Origin of the sequence: Aliivibrio sp. S2TY2, assembly GCF_028765525.1 — a bacterium.
Lineage (GTDB): Bacteria > Pseudomonadota > Gammaproteobacteria > Enterobacterales > Vibrionaceae > Aliivibrio > Aliivibrio finisterrensis_A.
In genome coordinates, this window is record NZ_JARACS010000001.1 from 616,189 (window position 1) to 629,122 (window position 12,934).

General features: G+C 37.7%; 14 protein-coding genes. 8 read left to right on the forward strand and 6 right to left on the reverse strand.

The window, feature by feature from the left end:
• Positions 1 to 19: 19 nt before the first annotated feature.
• Positions 20 to 928, reverse strand: a complete 909-nt coding sequence (locus tag PVK63_RS02760) for a DMT family transporter (protein ID WP_130088302.1) — start codon at positions 926 to 928, stop codon at positions 20 to 22.
• Between the two features lie 67 nt (positions 929 to 995).
• Between PVK63_RS02760 and PVK63_RS02765 the strand changes: the two genes are divergently transcribed.
• Positions 996 to 1,817 carry an AraC family transcriptional regulator gene (locus PVK63_RS02765; RefSeq protein WP_207215697.1) on the forward strand — a complete coding sequence of 274 codons (822 nt, stop codon included), beginning with the start codon at positions 996 to 998 and terminating at the stop codon, positions 1,815 to 1,817.
• An 86-nt stretch (positions 1,818 to 1,903) separates the two neighbouring features.
• Here the strand turns inward: PVK63_RS02765 and PVK63_RS02770 are convergent, their stop codons facing one another.
• The 3 genes from PVK63_RS02770 to PVK63_RS02780 all read right to left on the reverse strand — a co-directional run bounded on the left by PVK63_RS02770 (position 1,904) and on the right by PVK63_RS02780 (position 5,699).
• Complete coding sequence (locus PVK63_RS02770) at positions 1,904 to 3,076, reverse strand: MalY/PatB family protein (RefSeq protein ID WP_165371193.1); 1,173 nt, start codon at positions 3,074 to 3,076, stop codon at positions 1,904 to 1,906.
• Between the two features lie 9 nt (positions 3,077 to 3,085).
• A complete protein-coding gene (nhaC, locus tag PVK63_RS02775; protein WP_130087044.1) occupies positions 3,086 to 4,540 on the reverse strand; it encodes a Na+/H+ antiporter NhaC in 1,455 nt (484 codons plus the stop codon).
• A gap of 136 nt (positions 4,541 to 4,676) precedes the next feature.
• Positions 4,677 to 5,699 (reverse strand): LacI family DNA-binding transcriptional regulator, encoded by a 1,023-nt coding sequence (locus tag PVK63_RS02780; RefSeq protein WP_130087046.1) that lies wholly within the window; start codon positions 5,697 to 5,699, stop codon positions 4,677 to 4,679.
• A gap of 202 nt (positions 5,700 to 5,901) precedes the next feature.
• Here PVK63_RS02780 and PVK63_RS02785 point away from each other — a divergent pair, with 202 nt between their 5' ends.
• Positions 5,902 to 6,894 carry an MBL fold metallo-hydrolase gene (locus PVK63_RS02785; protein WP_130087048.1) on the forward strand — a complete coding sequence of 331 codons (993 nt, stop codon included), beginning with the start codon at positions 5,902 to 5,904 and terminating at the stop codon, positions 6,892 to 6,894.
• Between the two features lie 66 nt (positions 6,895 to 6,960).
• Here the strand turns inward: PVK63_RS02785 and PVK63_RS02790 are convergent, their stop codons facing one another.
• A complete protein-coding gene (locus PVK63_RS02790) occupies positions 6,961 to 8,934 on the reverse strand; it encodes a hypothetical protein (protein ID WP_242511067.1) in 1,974 nt (657 codons plus the stop codon).
• A gap of 107 nt (positions 8,935 to 9,041) precedes the next feature.
• On the opposite strand from PVK63_RS02790, the gene PVK63_RS02795 reads away from it, so the two are divergent.
• Positions 9,042 to 9,200 (forward strand): hypothetical protein, encoded by a 159-nt coding sequence (locus PVK63_RS02795; protein WP_274449240.1) that lies wholly within the window; start codon positions 9,042 to 9,044, stop codon positions 9,198 to 9,200.
• Positions 9,201 to 9,294: 94 nt separating this feature from the next.
• Complete coding sequence (gene yciA / locus PVK63_RS02800) at positions 9,295 to 9,720, forward strand: acyl-CoA thioester hydrolase YciA (protein WP_165371194.1); 426 nt, start codon at positions 9,295 to 9,297, stop codon at positions 9,718 to 9,720.
• Positions 9,721 to 9,827: 107 nt separating this feature from the next.
• Here the strand turns inward: yciA and PVK63_RS02805 are convergent, their stop codons facing one another.
• The gene (locus tag PVK63_RS02805) at positions 9,828 to 10,280 is read right to left on the reverse strand and encodes a DUF417 family protein (RefSeq protein WP_130087052.1); all 453 of its coding nucleotides are present in this window, start codon (positions 10,278 to 10,280) and stop codon (positions 9,828 to 9,830) included.
• A gap of 125 nt (positions 10,281 to 10,405) precedes the next feature.
• On the opposite strand from PVK63_RS02805, the gene PVK63_RS02810 reads away from it, so the two are divergent.
• The 4 genes from PVK63_RS02810 to PVK63_RS02825 all read left to right on the forward strand — a co-directional run bounded on the left by PVK63_RS02810 (position 10,406) and on the right by PVK63_RS02825 (position 12,820).
• On the forward strand, positions 10,406 to 10,966 hold the full coding sequence (locus PVK63_RS02810; RefSeq protein WP_130044446.1) for a TetR family transcriptional regulator: 561 nt from the start codon (positions 10,406 to 10,408) through the stop codon (positions 10,964 to 10,966).
• 33 nt (positions 10,967 to 10,999) lie between these two features.
• A complete protein-coding gene (locus PVK63_RS02815) occupies positions 11,000 to 11,380 on the forward strand; it encodes a VOC family protein (protein WP_130087054.1) in 381 nt (126 codons plus the stop codon).
• A 176-nt stretch (positions 11,381 to 11,556) separates the two neighbouring features.
• Positions 11,557 to 12,141 carry a glutaredoxin family protein gene (locus tag PVK63_RS02820; protein ID WP_130087056.1) on the forward strand — a complete coding sequence of 195 codons (585 nt, stop codon included), beginning with the start codon at positions 11,557 to 11,559 and terminating at the stop codon, positions 12,139 to 12,141.
• Positions 12,134 to 12,820, forward strand: coding sequence for a TVP38/TMEM64 family protein (locus PVK63_RS02825; protein WP_130047329.1), 687 nt, complete (start codon positions 12,134 to 12,136; stop codon positions 12,818 to 12,820). The genes PVK63_RS02820 and PVK63_RS02825 overlap by 8 nt, the downstream gene beginning before the upstream one ends.
• Positions 12,821 to 12,934 lie beyond the last annotated feature (114 nt).

A 12,934-nucleotide genomic window follows, 5' to 3' on the forward strand; every position in this document is an offset into this window, starting at 1 on the left:
AGAGCGATTGTGAGTAAGATCAGTTTTTTGATGGCTTGATTATATTCGGACTAATACTCACTCGAAGAGGTAAGATTTTTACTTGAGCGAGTAATAAACCGATAAAGACAAAACCACCACCAATAAGGTGATATATGGTGGGTGATTGGCCTAAAAAGACAAGGCTAATTGCTACTGTAAATATCGGAACTAGATTCATGAATAAGGTTGCTTGAGCTGCTCCAATTCGTTGAACTCCTTTTAACCAAAACCACGGTGCTAATACAGAAGCAAATGCAGCAGCAAACAGAACCATCGGCAAAGCATCTGTAGTAATTACATAAGAGTCACTGCTAAGAAGCAGAGGGAGTTGCAGTAATGTGGCAATCGAGACTTGACTAAAGATAGAGGCCCAAGGCTTAAGAGGTAACTTCCATTTATTCAGCAGTATTGAATAAAGCGCGTAGGCTAAGCTTGAAATAAACATTAAACCGTCACCTTGTTGAATTCCGTTTGTGAGTAAATTAGTAGGGTTACCTTTACTGAGCATATAGATCAAGCCAGAAAGAGAAATAACGGCACCGATTAATGCTTGTTTTTTTAGCTTATTGCCTAATAAAGGCACAGCAAGAAATAGCCCAAATAGGGGCATGAGTGATAAAAATACGGCGATGTTTGTTGCGCTCGTTGTGTAAGCGGCATAGTAAGCAAGACATTGATTTAACACCATACCTAGTGAGGCGAGAACAGTGAGTTTACCTAAGTTACTTACGATTAATTGTCGTTGTTGCCATACAGGTTTAATGCAAAATGGCAACAAAATAAATAAGGCAAAAAACCAACGATAAAAAGCAATGGCTCCGGGCTCTATTGCGCCAGTGGCTAGTTTGCTTACTACTGCGTTTGCAGCCCAAATAAAGACAGCAACAATTGGGAAAAATAGATTCATATTTATCTCTGTTATTGATAGTTAACAGAATTATCACACTAATACAGAGAGCAGTGGTATACCATTTATGACACCGAATATAGCGATTACGACAGATAAAAAATTCATGCCTAAATTGACAGAAACATTGCCAACAGAGGTGTTCTGCCACTATTTTTTTATTGAGGCGAAAACAGAAACCTTACCGCATTCACACTCTTGGGGGCAGTTGCATTTAATTAAGCAAGGTGTGCTAGAGATGGAAGTAGATCAACAGAAAATGGTGTGCCCTGCAAACTATACGATTTGGACTCCTCCTCACCAAAAGCACCGAGCATTTAATCGGAATGACATCGAGTATTGCGCTATTAATATTACGGCAGAGTTGAGTGAAAAGTTTCCTAAACACGCGTGTATGATCCCATTAACACCGTTATTAAGAGCCATAATTGATGACTTAATTGAGCGAAAAACAACGATGGTGAGTTCAGAAGAAGATAAATGCCTTAGCTATGTACTTATGGACCGATTAGTAAAAACAAACCCAATTGAAATTTACTTACCATCAACGCAAGACAAGTTATTAGCGCCTATTTTGATGCAACTGGAAGAAACTCCTGAAGATGATTCGAGTTTATCTGTTTGGGCTAAACGTGTATTTAGTACAGAAAGGACGTTAGCTAGACGTTTTCAAAAAGAATTAAAAATGAGCTTTAATGATTGGCGACAGAGAGCAAAATTAGTTAAAGCAATGACATTATTGAAAGAATCCATAAGTATTAATGAAATAGCGTATCAGCTTGGTTATAGCCAAGGGTCTTCTTTTATTAAAATGTTCCGAAAGCATACTGGTGTAACACCGGAACAATTTAGAAAGCAAAATGAAACGCTAACAGTGGGAGATAATTAGGATATGACACTCAGTTGCTTGAGCTATTATGATAAAAAGCCGCTGAATTTAGCGGCTTTTTTATTTTAGTGGTTATGGTTATTCACTTAGCAACTCAACGCTACTTTAATTCGCTGAATCGCTTGAACGAGGACTTCACGAGGGCAACCTAGGTTTAAGCGAATAAAGCCTGAACCTTCATTGCCAAATGCAATCCCCATGCTTGGAACTATACCTGCTTCTACTAATTTACTCTCTAGTTCTTTGTCTGTTAACCCAAGAGAGCGACAATCTACCCATGCTAAATAACCTGCTTCTGGTGGGGTAAAGTTCAGCTCTGGCAGTTCGGTTTCAATAAAGCGTGATAGGATGCTTATGTTCTCTTGTAGATACGTTTTAAGTTCATTTAACCAAGGTGCTGAAGTTTGATAAGCGGTGGTTGCTGCACACATTGCCAAGCTATTATAAACATCCATGCCATGAGCATCTAAACGGCGAACTAAACGTGCTTTTAATTCTTGATTTGGGATCATGAAATTAGAAATACGCACTGAAGACAAACCAAATGTTTTGCTTGCCGCTGTAGCTACAATCAGTTTTTGTTGTAGATCCTCTGGTAGTGATAGGGCTGAATGGTAAGTATTATCTCCCATTGCAAGATCGCCCCAGATTTCATCACTTAATAGCCACACATCATATTGATGACATAGCTCTGCTACAGCGGTTATCTCTTCTTTTGACCATGCTTTACCAACAGGGTTGTGAGGGTTACAGAAAATCATCACTTTAGCGCCTTGCTGAAAACAAGATTCTAAATGAGCAAGGTCGATAGTGTAGTTTCCTTGCTGCTCAATTAATGGGTTCTCAACTAATACGCGGTCATTAAATTCAACGATTTTACGAAACGAGCCATAGCCCGGCGTTTGCATTACCACTTTGTCATTGGTTTCAGTGAGTAGCTGAATTGCCATTGAAAGCCCTGGTAATACGCCATGTACGGTTGTTATCCACTCTTTTTTTATACAGATATCATGCTGTTCTTGATACCAATTGATAACAGCTTGATAGTAGTCATCATTACGCTCTGCATAACCAAAAATGCCATGGTCAATGCGGTTATGAAGCGCTTCTAATACGTGTGGTGGCGCTTGAAAGTCGTAATCAGACACCCACATAGGTAGTCGGTCTGTGCCATCTAATCCGAGCTTTTCTTTCATGAAATCCCATTTTAATGAGCCGGTGTTACAACGGTTGTGAATGCAGTCAAAAGAAGTTGTCATGAGATAGCCTTATTTTACGTCAACTGGAGATAATGAGTCGTTGTCTTGAATTACTGGCGCTTTTGCAATACCAAAGCCCGTGAAACCATAAATGATGGCAAAAATCACGCCGGTGTAACATTGAATTGCCCATGGAAGGTAATCGAGCGTTGCTACGCCTAGTGTGCTTGCCATGTAAATACCTGCTGCAGTCCAAGGAACTAATGGTTCGATAATGGTGCCTGCATCTTCAATCGTTCGAGATAGATTTTTGGTATCTAATCCCATTTTTCGATAAGCGTTCTGGAATAATTCACCTGGGATTAAGAGTGCAAGTTTGCCATCAGAAGTTGTGAGTACCACAGTAATGGTTGCAATCACAGTTGATAGAATTAACTGACCAGTGCTGTGAATAAGATGTAAGAAGCGACCTAACACCACATTTAATGCACCTGTTAGGCTCAAAATACCCGCGAAAGCAAAGGCACAAAATACAAGAAGAATGGTGCTCATCATTGAGAATAGACCACCACGATTAAGCAGTTTTGCAATATCAGGAACTAAACCATCTGTTGTGTGACCGTTGGCGTTCAGCATATCGATATTGAAGCCATTAACAAACGCTTGTAGTGCTTGTTGTAAGCTGAAACCTTGTAGAAATACACCGATAAGTAGAGCAAGAGCAGAGGCTGCAAGCATAAGAGGAAGTACTGGTTTTTTAGTTAATGCACCCCATAAGATCATGATTGGTGGTACGATTAATAGGATATTAAGGTTATATAGGCTTTCTAACCCTGCAAGAATATCTAATACTTTTTGAGGCTCGCTTACATTTGCTATATCACCGTATTGACCCGCAAAGAAGAAGACAACAGAAGCGATAACAAAGCCTGGTAGCGTTGTATAAAGCATGTGTTGGATGTGTTCGTATAATGTAGTGCCAGAAACAATAGGGGCAAAGTTTGTTGAATCAGAAAGAGGGGAGATTTTATCACCAAAGTAAGCACCAGAAACCACGGCACCAGCGGCTGCCGCCATTGATACATCAAGTCCGGCAGCTACGCCCATTAGAGCAACACCGACTGTACCTGCAGATCCCCATGATGTACCAGTACACACAGAAACCACACTCGTAACAAAGAAAGCGGCGATTAAAATGTATTGAGGGCTAATAACTTTTAATCCCCAGTACACCATGTAAGGAATGGTACCACTGACCATCCAACTTGCGATTAGGCCACCAACCGAAACTAAAATTAAGATAACCGGCATTGCTTTCGCCAGTTTCTCAACAATAGCATTCATTATTTCATCCCAGTTGTATCCCATTTTATAAGCGATAAAACCAGTGAAGGTTGCTGAAGTAAGCAGGAGCGCTTCGATTTGTAGACCAAATAGGCCGTATCCAATTGCAAGTAGACCAAACATGACTGCAATAGGTGCTATTGCGAGTGCAAATGATGGAAGAGGCTTTGATTGTGTCATTTTGTATTCCTCGTAAACAGATGTAGGGTTGTTTTGTTTTTATGAGGTCATAATAAGAGTTCTATTAATTAGAATATGAGAGATAGGTAACGCACTCATGTAAGCGCTTACATGGAGTTGTTACCTAAGATATTCATCACACTTTTAGAGCTTGTTTATCTGAACAAGGTATGACGGTTTGTCGTTCGACCAAGGTGGCATTAAAGCGATGATTTGAGGGTGGAACATAGCCAGTGTTTTTTATTTTTAATGCTAAATCAGCAGCATAGCTCGACATCTCATCAATAGGGTTGTGCATTGTGGTTAAGCGTGGGTAGAGATATCGAGCTAATAAAACATCGTCAAACCCAATAATAGAAATATCGTCAGGTACACGAATATTGTTTTCATGTAAATTAGCCATTAAACCAGCGGCCATTACATCGTTAAAGGTAACCACAGCAGTGATCTCTGGGCATTGAGCTAATAATTGTTCACCTGCCAGTTCTCCGCCTTGTTCACTAAAGTTTTGATTTATTATCCAGTTTGGTTCAATAGTAATATTAGCGTCTTTCATGGCATCGCGATAACCGTTAAGTCGCTCTGTTCTGTCTTCAATAGGAAGGTCACTGGTGACACAGGCGATCTTGCGATGACCTTGTGAAATCAAATGAACTACAGATTCTTTGGCACCAGCTCTATTATCAATATAGACAGAGCGGTTGGATATTTGCGGTATGGTGCGATTAAGCAATACCATCGAAGGGAGTTGAGCGCTGTATCTAAGTAGGGTGGTATCGTCTAGCATTTTTGCGTGAACCACCATGGCTTCGCATCCTTGACTGATCAAAAAATCCAATCCTTCTTTTTCTCGCTGTGCATCATGACCTCCGCTTACCACGACTAATTGGCATTTATGTTTACGTGCGACTTCTTCTACGTGTTTGGCTATTAGGGCAAAGAAAGGATCTGCTAGGTTGCCGGTTAATAATCCGAGGGTGTTATTTGTCTTTTTTGCTAAGGCGCTAGCTCTTGCATCTCGTTGGTAGTTGAGTTCACGAATGGCGCTCTGTACTCGCTCAAGAGTCACAGGCTCAACATAAGCAGAGTTATTGATTACGCGGGAAACGGTAGCGGTAGAAACTCTTGCTAACTTTGCAACGTCACTGATTGTCGCCATGATTACTACTTATGGTGATTAACATTAAGTCGGAGTGTAGCGTGGATTTTTCGATAAAGATGTTAGAACTATCAAATTCTGTGGAGCATGCCATTTATAATTACCTTCTTATCAATAGTCTTAAATATTTAATACATCATTCATTTATCTCATTGTATTATCAGGTTGAGCACAAGGGTGTGCGACTTTATTAAGGTTAGCTATGTTTAAAAATAAATTAGCAGTGTTATTTACGTGTTTGTCTGTTTTTTCTTTTTCGGCTCAATCAGCGAGTTTTGATACCGTTACGTTAGGAAGTAAAGGGGGAATTCAAGATGGCAATTTAACGGCTTTTTTAGTTAAAAGTGAGGTGGATTCTAATTTTGTTATGCTTGATGCAGGCTCTGTTGTTAATGGATTAATTGTTTCAGAGAAGAAAGGTGCGTTTAAAGATATTACCGTGCCAGACAGTTCTCTTTACACCAAAGTTGGTTACCTATTAAAGGATAGGATTAAGGGCTACTTTATTAGTCATGCGCATTTAGACCATGTTGCTGGTTTAATTATCTCTTCTCCTGATGACAGTAAAAAGCCGATATATGGATTAGAGGCGACAAATAAAGACCTCATGAAGAATTACTTTAATTGGTCTGCATGGCCTAATTTTGGTAACAAAGGTGAGGGCTTTAAACTGAACAAATACAATTATGTGGATCTTCAACCGGGTGTTTGGAGTTCGGTAGCTGAAACAACAATGAGTGTGATGTCATTACCTTTATCTCATTCTGGTGGGCAATCTACGGTCTTTATTTTAAAAGACAGTGAAGGAGATGTATTTGCTTATTTTGGTGATACAGGACCAGATGAAGTAGAGAAAAGTTCGGCAATGAAGACAGCATGGTCTGCATTAGCTCCTTTTGTAAAACAAGGGAAGTTAAAGGGGATAATTATTGAAGTTTCTTTTACCAACGAAACCCCAGATAAGTCTTTGTTTGGACATTTAACGCCAAACTGGTTAGTTAAAGAATTAAGTGTGCTTGAAGGAATGAATGGCAAAGGTTCTTTAAAAGATCTAAACGTAGCCATAAGCCACATCAAATACAGCTTAAAGAACAGTGAAGATCCTAAAGTAATTATTAAAAATCAGCTAGCAGAAGCAAACAACTTAGGTGTAAATTTTATTTTCCCTGAGCAAGGTGATTCACTGCAGTTTTAAAAAAGTTATTGTAAAAATGGATATGGTCAATACAAAGACCATATCCATGCATTTGTTTTTTACCTCTTAAATCGTCGTCTCTACCTTTTTAAGCACGGCGATCTCATTGGGTACATCAATATTATAAATATGACCTTGGTCTGTATAAATAGTAAAGCCCGTTTTATGTGGGAATACTTTATCAACTTTTCCAGGTAATTTTATATTTGTTAAACCAGCACCAAGCTCTTTAAATCCCCATGAGTTAAGGATGAAGTGGGGAGAGGATTCTCGCTTTGCTTTTTCTGTTAATAAATAAGCGCCTTCATTTGATGTGAAAGAGGTAACACTATCTGGAGATGCTTTGATAAATGCATCAGAGAACCCTACATGGCTCGGTCTATTTTGGTCATAATAATAATATTTAATATATTCACCAAATTGTATCTCGGCTGCAATATCCCATATTCCTTGCCATGAAGTAATATCACCATCTTGTCGTATGGTTGAATACCCGTTTGTGTTTGTTTTTATATCTACGATATTGGTTAATTCATTTGCATGGTTAACTTTATCTGAGTAAATATTACCTCCACTAAAGATAGTTCCCCATGTAATAACATCACCATCAAGAGTTAAGGCCGCAAAAGAGCCAGACGCGCCAACGATTTTTTTAACATTGGTCAGTTCAGTATCTAATTTATGCTCAGAGTGTTTTTTTTCTGGCGAATAATACGCAGGAATAGACACTTGCTCATAACCTCGGCCACATATCAGATCATAAGCTGGTTCATAGTTAGGATCATATATATCGCTTGAGTCATAGTCTGATTCATTGTTTTTTACAGGTACGCATTTCTTACTGGCTTTAAAGTAAGTTTGCTCAAAACTATAATAATCATAGATGAATTCACCACCTTGAGTTCTGCTTCCCCAAGCACCAACGGTTCCATCTAGTCTAAGAAAAGCAAAAGCACTATCATTTGCAATAATATTCTCTACATTTTGGCTAACTAATTCGCCTTGTGCTTTTGCTAGTTTTCCCCATCGATATAGATTGCCTTGATCAGTTAAAAGCGCGTAGTTACCTTTATAATCGTATTTTAGCTCTACAAGATTCTTTATATCGCCTTGTATATCACTGCATGATATTTTTCCGCTATCTTCAATTAAGCAAGCTTTGTCTTCTTCAGTTTGAATAATAGTACTGCTTTCACTCGTTAACATATCAATACCATTATCGATAGTTAATTTTTTAGTTGTGCCTTTAGTATTACCAATAATATAAACATTGCCTGTATTGGTTAATATTGAAAAATAGTTATTTGCAGAAGTGGCTTTTTTAACTCCTTCAGCGTTGATAGCATCAATTAAATCAACATTATCTTTTATTTTTGGACCCCAAAGGTAGAAGTCACCATTATTTTTTATACCAGAGAAGGCATTAGCATGTGCATAGATGGCGATAAACTGATGATTATCCATTGATGGAATTTTTTCAAAACGTCTTTCTGCTTGATAAGCGTATTCACCATCAAGGATATGGTTCCATTCTATAACTTGACCGGTATTAAGCAGAGTCACTTTACTATAACTATTTTCTACTTGTTGAATAGGAAATGCCTTAGTAAATGTTTTAATGAATGGCTCGGTTACTTGTTCTTTATAATTAAGTTGAGCCGATACAACAATAGGCGAAAGGTGTTCATTTTCTTTCAACTGATATTCACAATCATTTGAAACAGTAATGTTATCTATCGTCCAATTGCAAGATATGGTTTCTGAACCATCTGTAATATTATCTGTAGAAAAGACGACTTTTAAATGGTCTTGGTTAGAGTAATCATTTATTTTTTCTGGGTAAATAATTGACTTTAAACTGATGCCATCAAGGTTTACAGTTTTTTCTTGGGTTGTTACATGATTAACTACGGTTTTATTGTCGGAGGAGCTGTCACCACCACACCCAAATAAAGATAAAGCAAGCAAAGCAGTTAAGATATGTTTCATAATATGTAATTCTATTTTAATTAATATAAATATGTACTGTTTTGTAATCAAACAGCGTTATTATCGACATGCTATAGTAAGGCTATTATTTATAAGTGCCTTTTAGTAAATAGTATTTTATAAGTGAGGTGAATGCTAGATATAAATCACTTAACCTAATGAATATAAAAGTAATTAAAAATGAGAATACAAAACATTTTTTATATTTAATTATTGCTGGTTTAAGAGGTTTAAGAGGTTTAAGAGGTTTAAGAGGTTTAAGAGGTTTAAGAGGTTTAAGAGGTTTAAGAGGTTTAAGAGGTTTAAGAGGAAGGTAGCAACCATCGAATTCATCGTGAGGATAAATTCTTTATTAGAGCTAATACCTCTGATGATGGCCTTAAAATGTGATACCCTTCACAAAATCATTTTATGTGGAGAGTTATTTTGAGATCTAGATTAAATACTAATCAAACACCAAGAGGGCAGTTACTTCTTCGGACTCTTTCTATGCCAGCAGACACTAATGCTAATGGTGATATTTTTGGTGGTTGGATTATGTCTCAGCTTGATTTAGCTGGTGCAATTTTAGCACAAGAAATATCTGGTGGCCGTATTGTAACGGTTTCAGTGTCTAGCATTACATTTAAAAAGCCAGTAAGTGTTGGTGATGTGGTTTGTTGCTATGGTGAATGTACCAAAATTGGACGAACGTCTATGTCGATTGATTTAGAAGTGTGGGTTAAACCAATTAAAGAAGACGAAGTTAGTCATCGTTTTCAAGTCTGTGAAGCAACATTTAACTATGTAGCAATAGATTCAAACGGAAAACCGCGCGCGATTCAAAAGCACTCTTAATGGGTATTGGTCTTAAGTAGAGCTTACACATGCAAGGGTGATCTCTGTTTAACATCAAAAAATACAACAGCCTGCTTAATGAGAATTGAGCAGGCTGTTTTTATTGATTATGCGTATTTTTTATTATGCTCAATCACAAGTAGTGATACCGAGATAAACACAATGTCTTTAAGTAAAAAGAAGTTGGTTGTTAATACGCCATCAACGACTTTCCATGTATTAGGTGTCGTTGCTAAAAAGCTAAGTGTTGCAATAAATGTAAGTAAAGCAAGGATCCCTGAATAGTAACCAATTTTAGGCTTAACAAAACCAACAATAAGTCCTATTGCAATCACAATTTCAGTCAAGCCAATGATATTTGATACCATTTGTACTGACATAAATCGGTATATCCAACCCATTAAAGGGTGGTTTGCAACTAATGGCTCGATAGCTGCTGCTTCTGTTGGGGTAAATTTAAAAATACCTATCCAAAGTAGGGTAAGTACGACACCAAAGACACCAATTTTATAACCTAACGAAGTTTCTGCTGAGATGGCTTTACAAGTTTTAGTATTCATTTTTATCTCCTGATTAATAAACTAAACTGTTTAGTTTAATTTATCGTTTATTTTGATACTGTCAATCTATTTTTGAACTAAACAGTTTATTTTGCTAAAATCACAGCATTAATGGAGAGTGATGTATGAAAGAAGAAAAAAGAATAAACGCACTTAAAAAGACGATAGAACTGTGCGCATTACATGGTTTTCATGGTACGAGTATGGATAAAATTACCGCAGCGACGGGGTTATCTAAAGCGACCATATATAAGTATTTTCAATCTAAAGAGAATTTAATTGCCAACGCATTAGAGTTGTTTAGCCAACAATCTCTTTCTCATGTCCAAGCTTTGTTTGAAAATACAGAACTAACATTAGAAGAAAAAATTGCGTTTCGTTTTGAAGGTCTTGCTGGGTGTATTGATATCGAGTCATTTAACGGTTGTTATTTTCAATTGGCATACAGTGAATACAGCAGTGAAGATCAAGGTATTACTGAGGTAAGTGCGCAATACAAACAGCGCACACAAGAGCTATTAATCGAGTTATTTAAAAGACACGATATTGAAGATGCAGAGTTAAAGGCCAAAAAAGCAGGGCTAGTTTATAACGGGCTATTGGCATCGTTACAGCTAACAAAAGATGCAGAGCTTATTGAACTCGCTCACCAAATGTTTTTAGGTATTATCTTTAAATCTGAATAATGTTTTACGTTTTTGTTTCATAGGGAATGAATCATGAAAGTTGCACGTTTAGATCATCTTGTTTTAACGGTTAACAGCATTGAAGTGACGAGTCAGTTTTATTCGAACGTGCTCGGAATGGATATCGTTACCTTTGGTGAGGGCCGGGTCGCCCTTACTTTTGGTGAGCAAAAGATAAACCTTCATCAATTAGGAAATGAGTTTGAACCCAAGGCGGCACAGATTCAAAGCGGCAGTGCTGATCTCTGCTTTATCACTCATACGCCCATTAATGAAGTTCAAAGCCATATTGAGTCACAAGGCGTGGCTATCATTGATGGTCCAATTCAACGAACAGGAGCGCTAGGCAAGATAATCTCAGTCTATTTACGAGATCCTGACGGTAATTTAATTGAACTCTCCAATTATTTGTGACTCTTAATTAGCAAGAAGCAGTACTTATCTCTCATAAGCATTTTCTTAGCATATACTTAGATCATGTAGCGATAATATTAATCATAAAGGTTGACTTAAACTGAAATTCGACTAAATTAAACTAAACGGTTCAGTTTAATTTTAAGTAAATCAGTTTGCTGATAGGGGAAGTCGCAATGAAACCAATAAAAATCACATTATATCGCTGGGCAGGCAGTTGGGGCCCATTCAAAGTCAATATTCCATGTGGAGAGTGCACTTTAACGAAAGATATTCTTGAAGATACATTTAACACTGAGCTTGCTGGTATTCCTATTGAGCTTGAAGTGAAAGATTGGTTGTCTTACTGGTGGGAGCCGTTAAAACTTAAAGCATGGCATGCACCGATTATCATTGTTGAAGATAAAGTGATTAGCCAAGGTGAAGCGTTAAATCGTGGTGTTTTGGTTCAAGCTGTTATAGCTCAAGTCGCCAAGCGTGATGATATCAAAGGTAACGTGGTATTTGGTAAAGCAACATGTCCGTATTGTATTAAAGCAAAAGCGGCGCTGGATGAGGCCGGAGTTGAATACACTTATCACGATGTGGTGAAAGACAGTGCGGCTTTATATCGTATGATCCCAGAGGTTAAAGCCATTATTGGTGAGAAAACGCCTGTGACAGTGCCTCAAATTTGGTTGGATGGTAAATACGTAGGTGGTTTTGATGAGCTAAGTAAAATCATGAATACCAATGTAACAACAGGAGAGCACTATGAATAAGAAACTGATATTACTTGTCGCTCTTTTGATCTCGTTTTCTGTGGTTTATTTTAATTTTGGACACTTGTTAACGTTAGATCAGGTAAAAGCCTTTCATCAAAACGTACAGAGTGACATACAAGCTAATTTGTTGATGTACAGTGCCATTTATTTTATCTCTTATGTGGTAGTTACGGCACTTTCTATTCCTGGTGCGGCTGTTGTTACCTTGCTTGGCGCAGCACTGTTTGGTTTTTGGTGGAGTTTATTACTCGTATCGTTTGCGAGCACCATTGGAGCAACCATCGCGTTTTTGAGTAGTCGTTATTTATTAAGAGAGTGGGTAGACAGTAAGTTTAAAGATAAGTTGGTAGCGATTAATGAAGGCGTGGAAAAAGACGGGGCATTCTATTTGCTGACATTACGTTTGATCCCAGTGTTTCCTTTCTTTTTAATCAACTTACTTATGGGATTAACCAAAATATCGGTAGGTCGCTTTTATCTATTTAGTCAGCTAGGTATGCTGCCGGGGACGATGGTGTACTTAAATGCAGGTACGCAATTATCAGAAATAACCTCGCTATCTGGGCTAATTTCACCGCAGATTTTAGGTTCACTAGCCTTACTTGGTTTGTTCCCGATAATGATTAAGTTTGTTATGGCCCAAATTCAAAAGCGCCGCTCTCAAGTAAAAGAGTAGTAAATAGAGAGACCTATCCCACAATATTATGGTTTGATAGGAAGAATCGTCTCGTAATAATCATATTTATCAATTAAATTAATCAAAGAAAGAAGCATTTTCCCCAATGCTTCT